Here is a 20435-nt window from a genome sequence, read left to right on the forward strand (position 1 = left end):
GTTTTTCGTGTCAAAAAATGATAAGTTGACTAAAAGTGATAAATTAGCTTCTGATATTCTAAAAGAAGTTGCAGATACCAATAACAATGATAGCGATAAAGTAACTTTGTTTGACATTAAAACAGCTTTGCATGAGCGTGGTTTTGGTATTTTAATAATCATCTTCTCCTTGCCGCTATCGGTGCCTATACCGGTTCCACCTGGTTATACAACTATTCTTTCTATACCTTTAATCTTATTCTCACTGCAGCTTCTATTTGGATTTGATTCTCCTTGGATGCCGCATTGGTTGGAAAGAAGGTCTTTTCAGCGTTCAACACTAGCTTTTGTGGTAGAGAAAACTTCTCCAGCATTAAAAAAAATAGAAAAGTTCATGAGACCAAGAATGTCTTTTATTTTCTATGGGCCCGGTGAAAAAATTTTAGCTTTTATAATGCTGCTTTGTGCGTTATCAATAGCTCTTCCACTACCTCTTACTAACTTCATTCCTGCAATTGGTACGACTCTTATTTCGCTTGGTATCATGAGTAAAGATGGGTTTCTATCCATATTGGGAGTTCTAATATCATTGTGTGGGTTATTGCTTACTCTTGTTGTAGTAGTCAAAGGGCCACAACTTATCATTGGGGCATTTTCTTTTCTCAAAAGCTTCGTATATGGTTAGGCTTTACAACACCTTAACAAAAAAAAAGGAGCTTTTTACACCTATCGATAAAGATCATGTGAAAATGTATGTTTGCGGACCAACAGTATATGACACAGCACATATAGGCAATGCACGGTCTGTTGTTGTGTATGATGTGTTATTTCAGCTACTTAAGTTTTGTTATGGCAAAGTTACCTATGTGCGTAACATAACCGACATTGATGATAAGATAATTAATGCAGCAAGTGAAAAAAATAGCAACATAGAAAGTATAACCACATATTACATTAAAGCTTTTCATGATGATATGGAAAGCATAAATTGTAAAAAACCAACATACGAACCAAAAGCAACGGAAAACGTAGATTATATTATAAAATTAATTGAACATTTGCTGCAATCAGGCCACGCTTATGAATCTGACAAACACGTGTATTTTAATATAGAATCTTACCATGAATATGGTGCTTTATCAGGAAAAAAAACTGATGAATTGGTTCCAGGTAGCAGAGTTGAAGTTAATGAAAATAAAAAGCACCCGGGAGATTTTGTGCTGTGGAAGCCTGCAAGTGATATTGACTACAAACTTTCAAGTTATTGGGATAGCCCATGGGGAGAGGGCAGGCCTGGATGGCATATAGAATGCTCAGCAATGTCATATGCTTACCTTGGCAAAGATTTTGATATTCATGGTGGCGGCATAGATTTACAATTTCCTCACCATGAAAATGAAATTGCACAGAGTAAGTCTGCATTTGCTGGATCAATGTTTGCAAAATACTGGATACATAACGGTTTTCTTACAGTAAATGAAGAGAAAATGAGCAAGTCCTTATTTAATATAGTCAAAGTAAGGGATTTGCTAGATAGTGGAATAAAGGGTGAAGTAATACGCTATGCACTGCTCAAAACTCACTACAGAAAACCACTTGATTGGACAGAAAACGTTATTTCTGACGCACAGGAAACCTTAAATAAATTTTATCGGCTATCACGTGGTTTAGATACAATAAATATTGATGAAAGTAACGCAGAGATTTCTAAAGATTTTATAGACGCTTTAAAAAACGACTTAAACATTCCTGAAGCTCTAGCTATATTACATGAAATGGCTGCAAAAATTAACAAAATGAGTAATGAAAGTGAAAAGCTTAAATTAACTGAGAGTTTTGTTAAGAGTGCCAGATTTATTGGTCTTCTTGAGTCAAGTTATCAAGAGTGGTTTACTGCTGGTGTGAGTCATCAAGAAATAGAAAGATTGATAGATTTAAGAAGAGCAGCAAAACAAAATAAAGATTATAATACTGCAGACAAAATAAGGGACCAGTTGAAACAAATGGGGATTACAATTTCTGACAATGAAGATGGTACAACAACCTGGTAAACTCATATGGAAAACTACTTCCTGTTATTCACAGATAGTCTAGTATCATCATTAGTCTTACCCATACATCAAGGTTTTGTGTTCAATACCATGCTTTATTTCAGGTCGTATCACACTCCACTACTGATGTTATTTTTTGGAGTACTAGGATCAAGCCTTGGTGGAATAGTTAACTGGTCTTTAGGTAGAATAACAATCTCTATACGAAAATCATACCACAAACTAGAGAACGAGCATAAAACACCAAAAATCGTAAGAAATCTACTGATTTGTGCAGTTGCATCACTTTCATGGGTGCCAGCACTTGGAAGTGTGATTCAAATTTTATCAGGTTATTTCAAGTTAAACCTTTATATCCTTGCCCCTTTAATCATTCTATCTAATTTCTTCTATTTGTTATATCTAATACTTACTTTTGGCGTATAACAGCTATAGTACTACAGCCATTAAAGCCCACTTCTGTCATCCTATAGCCTGGAGCTATAAATTAAATGCAAATTTCTAGTAATAGGATGCACCATGAGCTAAAAGCAATTCCACAAGCTCTTGGTGATTATATTTAGCTGCATAATACAATGCTGTCTTTCCTTCATTATTTTTGGCGTTAACATCGGCGTTGTGTTTTAGTAGTACTTTTGCTACATCAATCTTTCCATTCATAGCAGCAAGGTGTAGTGAAGTGTTGCCATTCTTATCCTTAGCGTTAATATTAGCACCTTTTTGAATGAAATATTCTACTGTCTTAGAACCTGTTTAAAATCTTCGTAATAGGAGAGAAATGAAGGAAAGGACAATCATTTGCAAGCTGGTATTGAGTTTACGTTCGCAATTTTTCCATAGCCGTCTACACTTTTCTAACCAAGCAAAAGAACGCTCAACAACCCATCTCTTTGGCAATACAACAAAAGAATGTAATTCACTGCGCTTTATTACCTCAACAGTTGCACCAATAATATCTTTTATTTGGGTTGCAAAAATTTTTCCTGTGTAGCCTGCATCAACCAATATATTTTTGACTTCAGAAAGGGTATCTTTAGCATTTTCAACCATTCTTACAGCGCTACTACGATCAGTTACTTCTGCTGTTGTTACATAAATTGCATGTGGTAGACCTTGAGTATCAACTGCAATATGACGCTTTATGCCTGAAATCTTTTTACCTGCATCATAGCCCTTTTTTTCAGCAGTATCTGTGTTTTTAACACTTTGAGCATCAATTATACAGAAGCTAGTTTTCTCTTTCCGACCATTGTTGATACGGATCTCTCCAACCAATTTTTTTTAAAACTAATTCCAACAAACTTGGTTCTTCTCCATTCTTTTTATTCCACATTTGAAAATAGTAATATACGCTTTCCCACCTTGGAAAATCTTTTGGCAACATTCTCCACTGGCAACCACTTTTTAGGACGTATAACACTGTACGAAATACATCATACAAATCAAGTTTTCTTGGTCTCGTTTTCTTCCTGCTACTCTCTAGTATTGGTCTGATTTTTTCAAATTGCTCTCGACTTATATCACTTGGATAATTTTTACGCATAGATATACCTCATTCTTAATCTACCACTATTTTACCTCATCTCTCCGAGATTTTAAACAGGTTCTTAGAGAATCCATATAAAACAGCGCAATGCAAAGAAATTTCACCGTTTTTGTTCTCAGCATTAATATCAACGTTATATTTTAGTAGTATTTCAGCTACATCAACTTTTTCTTTTCCAGCAGCAAAATGTAATGGCGTATCATCATCTTTGTTCTTTGCATTAATAGCAACCCCTTTTTCAATAAGATATTTTACTACATCAGAGCTTCCATACAAGGCAGCACGGTGAAGTAAAGTCTCATTATGTTTATTCTTAACGTTAACGTTAGCACCATTATCGATGAGATATTTTATAATATCCAACTCCTCATGATAAACAGTCATATACAATGGAGTATTACCCCTTTTATCCCTAGCATTAACATCAGCACCTTTATCGACTAAATATCTCACTATATCCAATTGGCCATTATGAGCAGCAGCCTCATGTAACAAAGTCCAGTTATATCTATTCTTAGTATTAACATCAGCACCATTTTTAATGAGATATTTCACTATGTCCAAATTTCCACTTTTAACAGCAAAGTGTAATGGGGTACGGCCATATTTGTCTTTAGCATTAATGTCAGCGTCTTTACTGACTAAGTACTTTACTATATCTGATTTTTTATTATATATAGCAAAATGTAATGGGGTGCCATTAAGAAATGGTTCCACAGCATTAGCGTTAATGTTAGCACCTTTGTTCACTAGGTATTTCACAACATGCAGCTCCCCGCTATAAGCAGCCCTATGTAGAGCAGTACCACAATATTTGTTTTTAGTGTTAATACTAGCACCTTTGTCAAGGAGATACTTAATAATACCTAACTCTCCATTATCAGCAGCCACCTGCAGTGGAGTCCAGCCACTCCTCTTAGCATTAATATTAGCACTTTTGCTAACCAAGCATTCTACCACATTCAACTTTCCATTTTCAGCAGCGATGTGTAATGGTGTTTGACTGCAATTGTTCTCAACATTAACAATCTCTCTCAGTTTACTCGGGTAATGTCTTTCTATACGTGTTATTATTGCATTAATCGCTTTACAATCACCACTTTCAGCGAGCAAGTGCAAAGGTGTGTTTTTCTTTATAAAAAATGGTTCTCTATGTATATAAGATGAGTTAAAGAAGAAGTCATCAATTAACCTACCGTGCTTACTTGCATATCTCCAAACAGATGTAACATGACTCATACTGTTCACTACACTACCACTATTTATCAATTCTAGAGCTCTTCTTAAAACTTCTTCTTCTTTGCCTGCCTTTTGTAGCTTTAATCTAGCTATTATCTGTACTAGTTCGTGAATATTTGCTACCCCTGCTTCCAAATTAACCATTTTATATTTATCGAGTAGCTCAACAGCACCCCATAACTTTTCTTTATCATCTGCTACTAATTTGGAAAAAATTTCTTCTATACGAATCTTGTCAGGAGCAAAATAAGCCATGATATCCCAAACGTCTGTAGATTGTTTTCCATATCTCCTGTTGCTCTCTATCTTGTTACGTGTCATATTCCATGTTGCTAAAGCTTCTCGAATATGATTAGTGTCACTTTTATAACTTCTTTCCCTTGCGAATAACTCTCTTGCTTCTTCAAAAGATTTTCTCCTTTGCTGCTGATATTCTTCTAAGTAATTATTTAATTTCTTTGATTCAGAATCCTCATCCTCATTTTGAATATATGCAACCGCTAGTCCCAAAGCCAATGGAAAAGACTCTTCTATTAACCTTTTTTCTTTTCCACCACAGAAATCACTTTCTACATTCAAAGCTCTCTCAACAAATTGTAAAGCCTCTATTTCCTCGAATTTATCTAACCATATTTCTTCTATCTTTCCTGCTGCTTTACTTACTTTCCACTTTTCACTGCAGGAAGTGATTAAAATATAAGGCTTTCTCCAATTAGGATGCTGTGAATACAAAAAGGGTGGTAAAAACTTACTAATATCCTTATATCCTCTAGCATTATCAAAAATGAACAAGCTCCTCCTTCCTGCAAAAAAATTATATATCTCTTCAATAACATTTTTTATCGCTTTTGTGCTTCCACGCTCATCTGTAGCAGAAATCCCTAGTCTTTTATCTTTAGCTAGATCCAAGAAAGACTCTTTTACACTTTTATGGTCCCTAGCATTTATAAATATAACATTGCCACCGTAACATTCTTTATGGTCGTGAGCATATTTTTTTACAAATTCAGTTTTACCTACCCCACTTGGACCTCTAATAACAATTATCTGTCTCGCACTTTTTTGAAGTCCACAATGTACAGCATTTAATTTGTCACCCCTCCCAACAAAATTATCTATTGGGTCCATCACATTATGCCAAATAGGTGTTTTTAAGACTTCCTCTCTTATTTCTTCAAGAAGAGCTTTTGCTTTCTCATATGATAGAAACTCTTCTTCTTCTTTTTCCAGCAAAATCAGCACTTCTTCCTGGTAACGGCTGTAGAAGTGACTTGCATCAGTATTGCTGAATTCCTTGCCCAATTCACTCTTAATAATTTCACTAAGTTCAGTTCCGCTTGGCAAATTGACTGCAAATACTAATTTATTTAAAAAGTCTTCTATTTCTTTATCACTGACTTCTCTACCTACCTCACGCTTTATAAAATTCTTATTCTCCTGCAAATATGAGATAATGCTATCATCAAATTTATATCTTAGAACCTGTTTAAAATCTCGGAGAGATGAGGTAAAATAGTGGTAGATTAAGAATGAGGTATATCTATGCGTAAAAATTATCCAAGTGATATGAGTCGAGAGCAATTTGAAAAAATCAGACCAATACTAGAGAGTAGCAGGAAGAAAACGAGACCAAGAAAACTTGATTTGTATGATGTATTTCGTACAGTGTTATACGTCCTAAAAAGTGGTTGCCAGTGGAGAATGTTGCCAAAAGATTTTCCAAGGTGGGAAAGCGTATATTACTATTTTCAAATGTGGAATAAAAAGAATGGAGAAGAACCAAGTTTGTTGGAATTAGTTTTAAAAAAAATTGGTTGGAGAGATCCGTATCAACAATGGTCGGAAAGAGAAAACTAGCTTCTGTATAATTGATGCTCAAAGTGTTAAAAACACAGATACTGCTGAAAAAAAGGGCTATGATGCAGGTAAAAAGATTTCAGGCATAAAGCGTCATATTGCAGTTGATACTCAAGGTCTACCACATGCAATTTATGTAACAACAGCAGAAGTAACTGATCGTAGTAGCGCTGTAAGAATGGTTGAAAATGCTAAAGATACCCTTTCTGAAGTCAAAAATATATTGGTTGATGCAGGCTACACAGGAAAAATTTTTGCAACCCAAATAAAAGATATTATTGGTGCAACTGTTGAGGTAATAAAGCGCAGTGAATTACATTCTTTTGTTGTATTGCCAAAGAGATGGGTTGTTGAGCGTTCTTTTGCTTGGTTAGAAAAGTGTAGACGGCTATGGAAAAATTGCGAACGTAAACTCAATACCAGCTTGCAAATGATTGTCCTTTCCTTCATTTCTCTCCTATTACGAAGATTTTAAACAGGTTCTTACACCATCACCTACATCCAGAAACTCATCTTGTGTGTCTATTCTTATGACTGAAATTTCCTTTCCTTTATTCTTCCCACTCGGCATCATTCTCAGCTTTCTTACTGGATGCGATGTCGAATCCGCGGAATCAAAATCATCATTTGTAATAATGACAAAATCCTCTATTTCACCCTCAAACTCTCCACTACTTTTGATCTTTAAATAAGCAATGAGATATTTTATTAAGCCAAATGCACCATTCTTTCCCGGTGTTAATAAGTCACCTATACTGATCTTTTTGTGCCTACCCTGCCTGTGCTTGACTTGTATGAATCTATGTACTATTTTCCCATCTTGTTCATACCGAAGAACAATATCATCAAAATCCTTAGCTGATTTTTTCTCTGTGAATAGGCGGAAAGAATACTCTCTATCTACTGCATGTTTAGGAAACAGCATTAGCCATCTTGCTTGATACATAATACCATGAAAGGTGCGCTTAACCGCCGAGCAGGATAATCTTACAGGCATCCTCAACCTCACATAATTTTAAAGATGGTGCCGACAAATGGTAAAAAAATAATAAAATTATATGTCATGAGATTAAAGATATCGTAGCGTAAATCTGAGAATATCTACGAGATGTGCTGTTATGTAAATAAAAAAATGTGACTAATTACTTAATCTTTCACTCAAAATTGAATTCACGACATCAGGGCTGGCTTTTCCCTTGGTAAGTTTCATAACTTCGCCGACAAAGAATCCGTATAACTTTGTTTTACCGCTTTTGTATTCTTGAACTTTATCTTGGTTGTTATTGATGATTTTGTCGATAACTTCTGATATTTGACCTTTATCGGTTATTTGCTTTAGGTCCTGCTCTTCTATAATAAGGGATGCAGGCTTTCCAGTTTCAAACATAATATCAAAAACTTGTTTACCAAGTTTAGCAGAGATCGTTCCATCAACGATAAAATCTAAGAGTTCGGACAAAGCATTTGCTTTGATTGGGGAGCTCACAATATCAATATTTGCTTTATTTAAACGACCGAAAAGCTCTACAGTTAACCAGGTGACCGCGAGCTTTGAATCATGTTTTTTTATCAATTCCTCAAAATAATCAGCAATTGCTTTATCGGAGGTAATGACGTTTGCATCGTATTCGTTGATACCCAATTCCTCAATGTATCGCAGCTTTTTTTGATCTGGCAACTCGGGCAAAGATGATTGAATTAAATCAATTTTCTCCTGGCTTACCTCAACAGGTAATAAATCAGGCTCAGGGAAGTATCTATAGTCGCTTGCATCCTCTTTGCTTCTCATCACTTTTGTTTTTCCCAAAGCAACATCAAACAATAAGGTATCTTGACTTATTTCTTCTCCACTTTCTAAAATTTCAATTTGTCTTTGTATTTCATAGTCTATAGCTTGCACAATATAACGTATCGAGTTCAGATTTTTTATCTCACAACGAGTGCCAAATGTGCTACTGCCTTTTAGGCGGACAGAAACATTTGCATCACAACGAAGTGATCCCTTTTCCATATCACCATCACATGAACCAATGTAACGCAAAATCTGCCTCAATTTTTTCATGCATTCTGCAGCTTCCGCAGATGAACGGAGATCTGGCTCTGAAACAATTTCCATTAAAGCAACCCCTGCACGATTTAACTCTACATAAGTTCTGCTTTCCTCATGAACGCTCTTTCCTGCATCTTGCTCTAAATGAATTCTCGCGATTCTTATTTCTTTTTCATTGTCGTTGATAAATACTCTACCGTTTTTAACTATTGGCTCAAAAAACTGAGTTATCTGGTAACCTTGTGGTAAATCAGGATAAAAATAATTTTTCCGATCAAAGTAAGAATACTTATTAATTTCTGCAGAAAGTGCAAGACCAGTGCGTATTGCTTGCTCTATGCAGTAATAATTTAGTATTGGCAGCGTACCTGGCATTGCCGCATCAACTAGAGAAACTTGAGTGTTATGCTCAGCACCAAACTCCGTTGATGAGCTAGAAAATAGCTTCGTATTAGAAGAAACTTGAGCGTGCACCTCAAGCCCAATTACCGCTTCCCAATCCTCTTTCGTCATGTATTTTATTTAAATGATAATCTTAATATTCTGCAAAATTAACACAAAAAGTCAAAACAAAACTCATGTTAGCTAAGTGGTATGCAACCCGTAGAAACAAGACGAAAAATTAAACGAAAAACTTACTTGACAAGCCTCACCAGCCCCCTTATCATGAAACTGAAGCTATTTATTTATCTTCGCAATCTGCAGATTAAAACGACAAAGGGAACTTTGTATTTGGCGTAAATCATGCTTAATTTTTTGCACTATGTGCACCTCATGTCTTTATAAAACTTTTAGGTTTTTACCTATACAAGCAGAAACGCGCTTATAAAGCGTTCAAGACATCAAAAGACGTCAAATAGAACAAGGGAGAATTTGAATACTAGCCACCCTAGGGTTTCTTTGCCTTTTTTTTCTGCATAGTAAATTTCTTAAACATTTATAGCTAAGGTTAGTTGCATTTAAAAGCAGCTAAATTGCAGTGTTTAAGACTTAAAAAACGCCAAATACTGAAAATAGACAATGACTAGGGCTTCTTTTGCCTTTTTTTTATTTGGTAAATTTCTTAATGTTTATAGCTAAACGACAACCGTCATCCCTGTAAAGATCAAGTATCCCGCTACTTGTTAGCGGGACCTAGAGATACCGCGGCGGTATGACGTAGGACTGCTGTCATTCCAGTGCTCCTTTTTTTGTCATCCGAGTAGCCCTCTTCTTGTCATCCCAGTGCGTGACACTGGGATCTAATTTTTTATGCAAAATTACTATATTTATATATTTGCAAATAGATACAATTTGAAATAATTTATACTATGAAGTTACGAAATGAGATCCCAGTGTCACGCACTGGGATGACAAAGTGTGCTTCTGTCATCCTATGATAGCTCTAAAAAACCTAGATCCCAGTGTCAGCTACTCGGATGACAGGGGAGGTTGCACCATAAGGTGAACCAGTGTCAGCTACTTAGATGATACCTTTTTTCTACTTAGTTTGGGTTATGCAAGAAGTCTATTGCATTCCTGAGCAATTTGATTCATTATTCTTTTTGTAAAAAATTTTCTTGACTTTCTCTCTACTTTTTCTGGGTAAGGTCACTTTAAAGGAAGTCTAATAGATGCTACATAGAAATCCAGATGAGTTTCTAAAGTCTATTCCAAAAGATAAGCGCATAATGTGCCTTGACATGGGAGAAAAGCAAATAGGCATAGCATTTAGCGATAAAACACAGCTCATAGCCACAGCTCATAGCATATATCACAGAAAAAATATGAGCAAAGATTTAGGTTATCTGCATAGAATATTCAAAGAAAATGAATCTGGATCAATGGTAATAGGACTACCATTAAAAATGGACGAGCAAGAAACTAAATGGTGTAAAACTATAATCCAATTCGCAAATAAAATAATAAAAAAATATAAAGTAAATATATACTTACAAGACGAAAGCTTCTCAACATCTATCGCAACTCATACACTAAAAATTACTGGAATATCAATCACAAAATCGAAAAAAATAGATGATAAAATCTCCGCATGTATTATTTTGCAACGAACGTTAGACAAGATAAATACAATCAAATAGTTTTTCCAGATCTGGAAATCTTCAAACTGAATCCCATATAAAAGTTACTCAACAAAACAAGAACCTTTCGTATAAGCATGACAAATTGCTACAGCAAGAGCGTCAGCAGCATGGTGGCATTTTATACTCAAATTTTTAACTATTTGCTTCACCATAAATATAATCTGATCCTTATCAGCATGGCCATTTCCGGTAATGCTTTTTTTTACATAGTTTGCATCATATTCATTCATAGTTAGCTTTGTTATTTTTAACGCTAAAATTACAACCCCTCTTGCATATCCTAAAGTTAGTGAAGATTTAGGATTTTTATTAACAAAAATTTTCTCCACCGCAGCTTCATTCGGAGAGTATAGGGAAATTACTTTCTTTAATTGTTCAAAAATTGTATGTAGGCGTTCACCTGTACCCAATTTACCATCAGTTGATATGGTACCGCCGCCCAAAAATTCAATATTATTTTTTTCGTTCAGGCTGATAATGGCCCACCCAGTCTTGCTTATTCCTGGATCTAGACCTATTATTTTAACCACTTAATAAACGCTTAACCAATAGACAAACAAAAATAAAAATATCCAGACTACATCTACAAAGTGCCAATACCAGGAGGCAAACTCAAAGCACAAATGGTCCTGAAGTGTAAATTGGCCTTTCCGTGCTCTAAATAAACACACTGATAAAAATATTATTCCTATTATAACGTGTGCGCAGTGAAAACCGGTAATCATATAAAAATTGGATGTATAAATAAGCTTTTCTCCTGTTTCTTGTAGAGAAAAACTCGCTTCATGATACTCTATTGCTTGCACTATTATAAAAAAAACTCCAAGCAATATAGTTATGGACAGCATTTTAATCATGCTCTTTTTATCATTTTTAAGTAAAGAGTGATTTGCCCAAGTAATTGTTGTACCAGAAAGCAATAATATTAATGTATTCATGAATGGTAGTGACCACGGATCAGGTGGCAAAATTCCCTCAGGGGGCCATTCAACTTTTTTTGCAGGAGAAAACGCCTCAAATAAAAAAACTGGATCAAGCCAGGCTTTAAAGAATGAACAAAAGAACACTATAAAAAATACGACCTCCGAGAGAATAAATAAGTACATTGCAAATTTGAGTCCATGTTTTACAATGGCAGTGTGACATTTGTCATAAATGGCCTCCCTTATTACATCTCTCCACCAGTAGAACAGCACCCCTGATACTGCGGAGATTCCCAAAACTAAACAAAACATTCCGACAATTTGTTTATGAAGCGTGCCAACTAATCCAAGTGCAAGAATAAGAATTGCTGCTGATACAGCAATTGGCCAAGGGCTTGGATCCACTAAATGAAAATCATGTTCTTTACTTTTCATAGCATTTTAAAAAATACTTATTAAGGATACAAATTAGCTTAAAATTGTCAATGTTCCTTAGGAAATTGATTGAATCTTGAAAAATTATATGCACCGTTCAAAAAATCTAACACAAATTGTGCAGTTATTCTAAACAACTCAAGCATTCTGCTCTTTTCGTTTTCTCTTGCTCTGCTGCAATATCCATCAACAATATTTTCCAAAATAATGCATCCAGACTTTACTGAATCACTGTAACAAAAATTAAACCAATCCCTATATCTATTATTTTTCTTGAATCTATTTTTCATGCTATCAACGACAGTCTCGTATATAAACATGCAAGAATACAAAACCGTCATAGCCTCATAGGTATTACTATACGAGATGGATAAAAGAAAATTAGTGAAATTAAAACACTCAAGAGATTTCTTTCCACGATTTATACCGTATATAGCAAAGCAATAGTCATGTAGCACTTTACTAGCAGTCACTGCTCTTTGGGCTACTTCAGCAAGCAAGATAATACTACTATAATCTTCCATTCTGGATGCAGCAATTAAGGTGGCACGAATATAATCACCTAAGAACCTGTTTAAAATCTCGGAGAGATGAGGTAAAATAGTGGTAGATTAAGAATGAGGTATATCTATGCGTAAAAATTATCCAAGTGATATAAGTCGAGAGCAATTTGAAAAAATCAGACCAATACTAGAGAGTAGCAGGAAGAAAACGAGACCAAGAAAACTTGATTTGTATGATGTATTTCGTACAGTGTTATACGTCCTAAAAAGTGGTTGCCAGTGGAGAATGTTGCCAAAAGATTTTCCAAGGTGGGAAAGCGTATATTACTATTTTCAAATGTGGAATAAAAAGAATGGAGAAGAACCAAGTTTGTTGGAATTAGTTTTAAAAAAAATTGGTTGGAGAGATCCGTATCAACAATGGTCGGAAAGAGAAAACTAGCTTCTGTATAATTGATGCTCAAAGTGTTAAAAACACAGATACTGCTGAAAAAAAGGGCTATGATGCAGGTAAAAAGATTTCAGGCATAAAGCGTCATATTGCAGTTGATACTCAAGGTCTACCACATGCAATTTATGTAACAACAGCAGAAGTAACTGATCGTAGTAGCGCTGTAAGAATGGTTGAAAATGCTAAAGATACCCTTTCTGAAGTCAAAAATATATTGGTTGATGCAGGCTACACAGGAAAAATTTTTGCAACCCAAATAAAAGATATTATTGGTGCAACTGTTGAGGTAATAAAGCGCAGTGAATTACATTCTTTTGTTGTATTGCCAAAGAGATGGGTTGTTGAGCGTTCTTTTGCTTGGTTAGAAAAGTGTAGACGGCTATGGAAAAATTGCGAACGTAAACTCAATACCAGCTTGCAAATGATTGTCCTTTCCTTCATTTCTCTCCTATTACGAAGATTTTAAACAGGTTCTAAGAGAATTGAGAGCTTTTGCAACTAATGATGGTGCTCACATGATACTCGAATTTGGAACAGAGTATGATAATAAAGAAGTGCTCGATAATGTTCGTTCAAAGCTTTCAAACATAAAATCGAAGTTACCTGTTGAAGCGGAATCTCCGATAATCAATGAAATAAACTTGAGCTTATTTCCGATACTCAATGTCGGCTTAATTGGTAATTTGCCAGAAAGAGCCTTAACTGAAATAGCACGCAAGCTAAAGAAAGAAATAGAATCTCTGCCAAATGTTCTCAAAGTTGAAGTGGCAGGTATGCGTAAAGAAACAGTGGAAGTGATAGTTGAGCCCACAGTTCTAACAAAATATAACATTCAATCAAACGAAATATTCCAAGCTATATCAAGCAATAACAGACTAGTGGGAGCTGGGTCACTGGAAAATGATACCGGTAAATATTCGATTAAAATATCAGGGTTATTAAAAGATATAGAAGATATTATGAATATTCCTATTAGATCTCAAGGCGATGCAGTTTTGAGAATCAAAGATATAGCAAAAGTATACCCTAGGTTTGAGGATCACCAAGGATTTGCTCGCATTAATGGATTACCTAGTGTCATGCTAGAAATTTCAAAACGTAACGGAAAAAACATAATAGACACAGTAAATCAAGTAAAATACTTAATGGATAAGGCAAAAGATCAATTACCTGAAAATTTAAAAGTGGTGTACTTAAACGACCAGTCAAAAAACGTCCGCGATGTGCTTGATGACTTGGAAAACGGCATAATATTTGCTGTGTTGTTAATATTGATCATAATGATGCTTTCTATGGGAACAAGGATTGCTATTCTTGTGGCACTCTCGATACCCGGTTCCTTTCTCATTGGGATAATAGCTCTTTACTTTATGGGTATAACCTTAAATATCGTTGTGCTCTTCAGTTTAATTATGGCTGTTGGCATGCTGGTTGATGATGCAATTGTGATCAGCGAATATGCCGATAGAAAGATGATCTGCGGAATGAACAAAGTAGAAGCTTTTTACACTTCAGTTCGTGATATGTTTTATCCGGTTCTATCATCAACGTTAACTAAATTAGCAGTGTTTTTTCCTCTATTATTCTGGCCTGATACTGTTGGTAAATTCATGCAGTACATACCAATTACAATAATCCTAACTTTGACTGGATCGCTCATTATGGCTTTGGTTTTTATACCAACACTTGGTGCAATATTTGGTAAGCCTTCGATAACTTCAAAAAAAGAAATAAAAAAAATGAGTGCTATAGAAAGTGGTGAAATAAAAAATGCTGGGCCTATAATAAGAGCTTACGTACGCATGCTAGAGAAGGTTTTGGATCATCCTAAAAAATTCGTATGTGCTACTGTATTCGTTTTGTTTTCATTTAGTGTGCTGTACTTTACTTTTGGTCCTGGAGTAAAGTTTTTTCCGAAAGTGGATTCAGATAATATTTTAATCAGTGTTAAAGCAAAAGAAAGCTTATCAGCCAAAGAACGAGATCTGATACTCAAAGAAGTGGAAGAACGCATTTTGAGCATTGAAAAAGAAATTCATGTTTCTTATGCTAGATCAGGAGCATTTTCAGACAACGTTATCGCCAGAATACAACTAGAACTTATGGATTGGCGCTTCAGGCGCAAAGCTAAGCACATACTAAATGATATAAGGAGCAGTGTGCAAGACATGAAAGGAATAATAATTAATGTTCAAGAGGAAAAGCCAGGACCGTCGGCTGACAAGCCAATACAAATTAACCTCAGCGGGAGTGTATCCAGTTTGAATTTAGCAGCAGAGAAAATTCTAGAAATTATGAACCAACCTTCATCCGGGTTTATAAATATTCAAGATAGCAGATCAGCACCTGAAATAGAGTGGAATATGAGTGTTGATAAGAATAAGGCTACAAGCTCTGAAGTAAGTGTTGCAACCATTGGCGATTTTATAAAGATGGTTACAAATGGAGTGTTGATTGGAAAATATAGACCAAATAACACGGATGAAGAAATCGATATTGTACTCCGTTTCCCTGGAAAGGATCGCAACATGAAGACTATAGACAATCTTTTTATCAATACAGTTAATGGCCCGTATCCTATGAGCAATATAGTAAAATATGCTCCCGAAAAAAAGGTAAACAAACTAAACAGGATTGATGGATTACGCACAGTGACAATCTCTGCTGACGTTGATACTGGCTATCTTGTTGATGAAAGAGTAAAGTTCATTCAGAATTCTATTGCCCAGGATTGGGACAAGGGAGTAAAAATTGATTTTAAAGGCGACAAAGAAGATCAACAAAAATCAGGAGCATTTTTGTTAAAGGCTTTTATATTAGCGATTACACTAATGATATTGGTATTAGTGACACAGTTTAATAATGTATACCATACATTTATCGTAATGACAGCAGTGTTTTTATCCACAACATGTGTGTTTTTTGTTTTCTTTCTTATCCAACAAGTTTTCGTAGTTGTTATGTGTGGAGTGGGGATAATTGCTTTGGCGGGAATTATAGTAAATAATAACATACTATTGCTTGATGCCTTTCATCACCAAATTAAGGTACACAAAAATGACATCAAGCGATGTGTAATAAACGCTGCAATTTCTCGCGTTAGGCCAATATTGCTTACCGTTGCAACCACAGTTCTTGGTTTAATACCGATGATTACCAGGTTAAATATCAATTTTTTTACGCTACAAATCACATATGATGCTCCATCAAGCCAGTGGTGGGTTGACATTTCAACAACCATAGCAAGTGGAATATTGGCTGCAACGGTTTTAACTTTATTCTTTACTCCTGCGTTGCTTGTTATACAAAAACATGAAAAAACTTGACTTAAATTAGCAATCATTTAACATTTAAGATAGTGTTCTTTGCCCGTTGGAGCTATAATTATAACTAATTACATTGGATTTATTTATTATGATTGCTAATCGTAAAAGCAGTGTTAAGCAGAAAAGTAACAAGAATAACATAGTTGGAAGCCTTGATGTAATAAAAACAGCAGGAGAGCTTTCACTTCAAAAAGGTTTAGATTTTGATGTTGTAATAAAGGCACTAGAAAGTGCTATAGAAGCAGTGGCTCATCAAAAATATGGTAGCAAAAGTAAAATTGTAGTTGATATAGATAGAAACACAGGCAAAGTTACTTCATACAGAAAACTAAAAGTTATTGATGATGAATCAAATGAAAAAGAGAATACTGAGTGTGAATCAATTACGCTTACACAAGCTAAATTAATAAAAGGAGATGCAAAAGTTGGAGATACTGTTAGTGAATTGCTCTCTCTTAACACTGATCTTGCTTCAGCAAGAATTGCCCAGCAAAAGATTGCTCAAGTAATTAAAGATGAAGAGTCAAAAAAGCAATATGAGGAGTTTAAAGATAAAGTGGGAGAAATAAGGTATGGTATTGTTAAACAAGTAGAATATTCAGATCTTATTATAGACATAAATGGCACTATGGCATATCTTCCATTGCGAAATTTAACTGGTGGTGAATCATTTCGTGAAGGTGATAAGGTTAAAGCTTACATACAGACTGTTAAGCGCTCTGATGATGGACGTCAAATTATTCTTTCTAGGACTCATGAAGGCTTTTTGGAGGCATTATTAAATCAAGAAATACCAGAAATTGCTGACGGATTAGTGACAATTAAAGGTATAGCTAGAGATGCTGGTTCAAGGTCTAAGGTTGCCGTTTTCTCTCCCGACAAGAACATTGATCCAGTAGGTGCTTGTGTTGGAGTTAAGGGAGATAGAATAAAAACTATTATACACGAATTAAATGGTGAAAAAATTGACGTTATAAATTACTCCTCAGATTTGGGTCAATTTGTTATTAAAGCCATTACTCCTGCAGAAGTATCGAAGGTTATTATTGATGAAAATGAAAATTGCATAGAGTTAATAGTTGCTGAAGATCAATTGAGTTTAGCGATAGGAAAAAAGGGCCAGAATGTAAGATTAGCTTCAGAGCTTGTTGGATGGAAAATTGAGATATTAAGCACTCAGCAAGAATCAGAAAGGCGAAGTAAAGAACTTAGTCAATGTTCAGCTTTATTTGCTGAAGCTTTAAACTTAGAAGAGATTATGGGTCAGCTATTGGTAACAGAAGGTTTTTCAAGTGTAGAAGACATATCTAGCGCTTCAATTAAAGAGCTTGCTTCAATAGAGGGCTTTAATGAAGATATTGCAAACGAACTTCACAATAGAGCAAATAAGTACCTGAAAGCAGAAAATGATAGAAAAATAGAAGAGCTAAAAAGTTTAGGTATGGAGGATGATGTAATCAATTTAACTTTATCAATAGACAATAAAATTGCTCTTAGTAAGCATGATATTAAGACTTTAGAGGACATAGCAGATTTATCAAGTTATGAGTTTTGCAGCATACTCTCTTCCTCATCCGATAGCAAAGAAGATCTAAAAGATACAGTAGATTCAATAATCATAGAAGCACGTAAAAAGCTTGGATTAATATAATAAAATAATATGAATAATGAAGATATCAGTGATAAAAAATTAACGCTCCAAGGTTTAAGCAAGCTTAAATTAGACCTCAATTTAAACTCTTCAGCTAGCCCAAGTACTGGAGCTACAGTAGTAAAAAAAAGAAGAAAAAAATCTCATGATGCAGAAGAACATAATTTATTTGACGAGAGTAAATTAGGTTCTTTAACAGAGAAAGAACAAATTTTTCGCATTAATGCTGTGCAGAATGCTGCTTTGCTGAAAGAAAGAAATCAGAGAGAAGAAAAAGAGAAAACAGCAAAAGAAGACAGCAATAAAGAGATTGACGAGAAAAATGAAGCGGACGCTTTATCTAAGGAAATAAATAAGCAAGTTTTAAGTAATACCCACTTAGTTGAACCAAAAGAAGATAGTATTGACCATGAGGACAACGATAAAAAGTCTTTTAAAGTCAACAAAGATATATATTCTAAGCATTCTAAACTGGTAATTGCACAGGCAATAGATGAAAAAACTGAACAACCCCCTGTATTTAAGCAAAGGTTTGGTATAAGAGGTAGAAAGTCAAAGTTTACTAAGGGTAAAAATATATCAAGAGAAGTTATTATACCAGACAAAATAACTATCAGGGAGTTATCTATTCGCATGGCAGAAGATAGCAAGAGTGTGCTAAAAATGTTCAAAGAAGAAGTCGGTGAGAGTTATAGAGTAGATGATCTGGTGGATCCAGATATAGCATGTGAAATAGTGGAAAAATTTAATCATACGGCTAAACGAGTGAGCGATACCAACAGAGAAAAAGATTTATTTTTTATAGAAGGCAGAGAAAGCCTGCCTAAAAAACCTAAACCACCAATCGTCACTTTTATGGGACACGTCGATCATGGTAAAACCTCATTGCTCGATGCATTTCGTGAATCTAATGTTGCAGAAAGAGAGTCAGGTGGCATAACTCAACACATAGGTGCTTATCAAATAATAACAAAAGATAAGCAAAAAATTACTTTCATTGATACACCAGGACATGAAGCGTTCACTGCGATGCGTGCATGTGGTGCCAATATTACTAATATAGTTGTAATAGTAGTTGCAGCTGACGATGGAATCATGAAACAAACAGTTGAAGCAATAAATCATGCAAAAGCAGCAAATGTTTCTATTATAGTTGCTATTAATAAAATTGATAAATCTGAGCCTGGTGATGTGGAGAAAGTAATGAGTAGCTTACCTCAATATGATCTCATTCCTGAAGAGCTTGGTGGTGATGTTATGATTGTGCCAGTATCAGCAAAAAAGAAAACTAATTTAGATAAACTAGAAGAGACGATTTTGTTAATCGCTGAATTAATGAAGCTAGAAGCAATAGAAGATTGTCGAGCACTTGGATGGGTAATAGAATCCAAAATAGATAAAGCGAAAGGAATATCAGCTACATTGATAGTTGAGGAAGGAACGTTAAAGGTTGGTGATATATTGGTAGTTGGTACAACATACAGTAAAGTACGTAGTATGGTTAATCACCTTGGTCAAAGAGAAAAAGCAGCACTACCCTCCGCTCCAATTGAAATTACTGGTCTAAATGGTGTACCAAATGCTGGAGATAAATTTGTTGTTGTAAATTCTGAAAAGCAGGCGCGTGAAATTGTTGAATACAGGCTAGAGTTAATCAAGAAAAAGAAAGAAGATTTGGGCGACAATAATTTAGATATATTCAGTCGTAATAACAGCGAAACAGAAGAACTATCTGTAGTTTTAAAGTGCGATGTAACTGGTTCTATTGAAGCAATATCAAGTTCAATTGATAAACTCGGTAAAGACCAAGTGAAATTAAATATCCTACACAAAGCAGTAGGAGGGATAACAGATTCAGATGTGCTGCTTGCAGAAGCATCAAGTGCAGTAATTTTAGCTTTTAATGTAAAAGTGGACTCAAAAATAAGGGACTTGGCAAAACAAAAAGGTATAGAAATACATACTTATAACATAATATACGAGCTCATTGACGACATGAGAATGTATTTAACTAAAATGTTAAAGCCTGTTACACGAGAGGTTCGTGTTGGTTCTGCATCTGTAAGGCAAATATTTAATGTATCTAAAGCTGGTAATATCATTGGATGTTATGTAAGTGATGGAGTCATAAAAAAAGATTCTTTAATTAAGGTAGTGCGTGGTGGCAAATTGGTGCATGAAGGAAAGTTAAAAGCACTACGTAGATTTAAAGATGATGTTAAAGAAGTAGGTGTAAACTTTGAATGCGGAGTATCACTAGAGGGTAATGTCGATATTAAAGTTGGAGATATTTTGGAAGCTTATCAATTAGTGCAAGAAGAAAGGGTGTTATAGTAGCTG

17 protein-coding genes are annotated in these 20435 nt (G+C 35.0%); 9 read left to right on the top strand and 8 right to left on the bottom strand.

What is annotated here, in order from left to right:
* Positions 1-7: 7 nt before the first annotated feature.
* From AAGD72_RS02015 to AAGD72_RS02025, 3 genes are read left to right on the top strand one after another with little or no spacing between them, the layout of a single operon-like run.
* Entirely contained in the window at positions 8-664 is a 657-nt protein-coding gene (locus AAGD72_RS02015) for an exopolysaccharide biosynthesis protein (protein ID WP_015588796.1), read from the top strand.
* Positions 657-2030, top strand: a complete 1374-nt coding sequence (gene cysS, locus AAGD72_RS02020; protein WP_151807774.1) for a cysteine--tRNA ligase — start codon at positions 657-659, stop codon at positions 2028-2030. Before AAGD72_RS02015 ends, cysS begins: the two co-directional genes overlap by 8 nt.
* 6 nt (positions 2031-2036) lie before the next feature.
* On the top strand, positions 2037-2456 hold the full coding sequence (locus AAGD72_RS02025) for a DedA family protein (protein WP_341814972.1): 420 nt from the start codon (positions 2037-2039) through the stop codon (positions 2454-2456).
* A gap of 75 nt (positions 2457-2531) precedes the next feature.
* Here AAGD72_RS02025 and AAGD72_RS02030 read toward each other — a convergent pair whose 3' ends face one another.
* The 3 genes from AAGD72_RS02030 to AAGD72_RS02040 all read right to left on the bottom strand — a co-directional run bounded on the left by AAGD72_RS02030 (position 2532) and on the right by AAGD72_RS02040 (position 6258).
* The gene (locus AAGD72_RS02030; protein WP_341815111.1) at positions 2532-2756 is read right to left on the bottom strand and encodes an ankyrin repeat domain-containing protein; all 225 of its coding nucleotides are present in this window, start codon (positions 2754-2756) and stop codon (positions 2532-2534) included.
* Between the two features lie 27 nt (positions 2757-2783).
* Positions 2784-3573 (bottom strand): IS5 family transposase gene (locus AAGD72_RS02035; protein WP_341814578.1). Its coding sequence is split into 2 segments (ribosomal slippage): positions 2784-3311 and positions 3313-3573, totalling 789 coding nucleotides; the frame shifts between segments, so codons are not numbered across the junction.
* 36 nt (positions 3574-3609) lie between these two features.
* On the bottom strand, positions 3610-6258 hold the full coding sequence (locus AAGD72_RS02040) for an ankyrin repeat domain-containing protein (RefSeq protein WP_341814973.1): 2649 nt from the start codon (positions 6256-6258) through the stop codon (positions 3610-3612).
* 99 nt (positions 6259-6357) lie between these two features.
* Here AAGD72_RS02040 and AAGD72_RS02045 point away from each other — a divergent pair.
* Positions 6358-7147 (top strand): IS5 family transposase gene (locus AAGD72_RS02045; protein WP_341814566.1). Its coding sequence is split into 2 segments (ribosomal slippage): positions 6358-6618 and positions 6620-7147, totalling 789 coding nucleotides; the frame shifts between segments, so codons are not numbered across the junction.
* On the opposite strand, the gene AAGD72_RS02050 is transcribed toward AAGD72_RS02045, so the two are convergent.
* Positions 7133-7618: a hypothetical protein gene (locus tag AAGD72_RS02050; RefSeq protein ID WP_341814974.1), complete on the bottom strand. Its 486-nt coding sequence runs from the start codon at positions 7616-7618 to the stop codon at positions 7133-7135. The genes AAGD72_RS02045 and AAGD72_RS02050 overlap by 15 nt on opposite strands.
* A gap of 192 nt (positions 7619-7810) precedes the next feature.
* Positions 7811-9235: an Asp-tRNA(Asn)/Glu-tRNA(Gln) amidotransferase subunit GatB gene (gene gatB / locus AAGD72_RS02055; protein ID WP_341814975.1), complete on the bottom strand. Its 1425-nt coding sequence runs from the start codon at positions 9233-9235 to the stop codon at positions 7811-7813.
* 1100 nt (positions 9236-10335) lie between these two features.
* Between gatB and ruvX the strand changes: the two genes are divergently transcribed.
* Positions 10336-10803, top strand: a complete 468-nt coding sequence (ruvX, locus tag AAGD72_RS02060; protein WP_010082183.1) for a Holliday junction resolvase RuvX — start codon at positions 10336-10338, stop codon at positions 10801-10803.
* A gap of 44 nt (positions 10804-10847) precedes the next feature.
* Here ruvX and ruvC read toward each other — a convergent pair whose 3' ends face one another.
* From ruvC to AAGD72_RS02075, 3 genes are read right to left on the bottom strand one after another with little or no spacing between them, the layout of a single operon-like run.
* Positions 10848-11336, bottom strand: a complete 489-nt coding sequence (gene ruvC / locus AAGD72_RS02065) for a crossover junction endodeoxyribonuclease RuvC (RefSeq protein ID WP_209473140.1) — start codon at positions 11334-11336, stop codon at positions 10848-10850.
* Positions 11337-12164, bottom strand: a complete 828-nt coding sequence (locus AAGD72_RS02070) for a cytochrome c oxidase subunit 3 (RefSeq protein ID WP_341814976.1) — start codon at positions 12162-12164, stop codon at positions 11337-11339. It lies immediately after the preceding gene.
* A gap of 47 nt (positions 12165-12211) precedes the next feature.
* A complete protein-coding gene (locus tag AAGD72_RS02075; RefSeq protein ID WP_341814977.1) occupies positions 12212-12688 on the bottom strand; it encodes a TenA family transcriptional regulator in 477 nt (158 codons plus the stop codon).
* A 106-nt stretch (positions 12689-12794) separates the two neighbouring features.
* Between AAGD72_RS02075 and AAGD72_RS02080 the strand changes: the two genes are divergently transcribed.
* The 4 genes from AAGD72_RS02080 to infB all read left to right on the top strand — a co-directional run bounded on the left by AAGD72_RS02080 (position 12795) and on the right by infB (position 20429).
* Positions 12795-13584, top strand: a protein-coding gene (locus tag AAGD72_RS02080) for an IS5 family transposase (RefSeq protein ID WP_341814578.1) whose coding sequence is annotated in 2 segments (ribosomal slippage) — positions 12795-13055 and positions 13057-13584 — 789 coding nt in all. Because the reading frame shifts where the segments join, the coding sequence is not laid out codon by codon here.
* Positions 13544-16444, top strand: a complete 2901-nt coding sequence (locus tag AAGD72_RS02085; RefSeq protein WP_341814978.1) for an efflux RND transporter permease subunit — start codon at positions 13544-13546, stop codon at positions 16442-16444. Before AAGD72_RS02080 ends, AAGD72_RS02085 begins: the two co-directional genes overlap by 41 nt.
* 88 nt (positions 16445-16532) lie before the next feature.
* Positions 16533-18095, top strand: a complete 1563-nt coding sequence (nusA, locus tag AAGD72_RS02090) for a transcription termination factor NusA (RefSeq protein WP_341814979.1) — start codon at positions 16533-16535, stop codon at positions 18093-18095.
* 9 nt (positions 18096-18104) lie between these two features.
* Positions 18105-20429, top strand: coding sequence for a translation initiation factor IF-2 (gene infB / locus AAGD72_RS02095; RefSeq protein ID WP_341814980.1), 2325 nt, complete (start codon positions 18105-18107; stop codon positions 20427-20429).
* Positions 20430-20435 lie beyond the last annotated feature (6 nt).

The sequence above is a fragment of the Wolbachia endosymbiont (group A) of Chalcis sispes genome (genome assembly GCF_964026765.1).
GTDB lineage: Bacteria > Pseudomonadota > Alphaproteobacteria > Rickettsiales > Anaplasmataceae > Wolbachia > Wolbachia pipientis.

Excerpts from the sequence above, each read along its gene's own strand:
- AAGD72_RS02075 (WP_341814977.1), bottom strand. The coding sequence starts at position 12,688 with ATGGAAGATTATAGTAGTATTATCTTGCTTGCTGAAGTAGCCCAAAGA.
- cysS (WP_151807774.1), top strand. The coding sequence starts at position 657 with ATGGTTAGGCTTTACAACACCTTAACAAAAAAAAAGGAGCTTTTTACA.
- AAGD72_RS02025 (WP_341814972.1), top strand. The coding sequence starts at position 2,037 with ATGGAAAACTACTTCCTGTTATTCACAGATAGTCTAGTATCATCATTA.
- infB (WP_341814980.1), top strand. The coding sequence starts at position 18,105 with ATGAATAATGAAGATATCAGTGATAAAAAATTAACGCTCCAAGGTTTA.
- AAGD72_RS02050 (WP_341814974.1), bottom strand. The coding sequence starts at position 7,618 with ATGTATCAAGCAAGATGGCTAATGCTGTTTCCTAAACATGCAGTAGAT.
- gatB (WP_341814975.1), bottom strand. The coding sequence starts at position 9,235 with ATGACGAAAGAGGATTGGGAAGCGGTAATTGGGCTTGAGGTGCACGCT.
- nusA (WP_341814979.1), top strand. The coding sequence starts at position 16,533 with ATGATTGCTAATCGTAAAAGCAGTGTTAAGCAGAAAAGTAACAAGAAT.
- ruvX (WP_010082183.1), top strand. The coding sequence starts at position 10,336 with ATGCTACATAGAAATCCAGATGAGTTTCTAAAGTCTATTCCAAAAGAT.
- AAGD72_RS02070 (WP_341814976.1), bottom strand. The coding sequence starts at position 12,164 with ATGAAAAGTAAAGAACATGATTTTCATTTAGTGGATCCAAGCCCTTGG.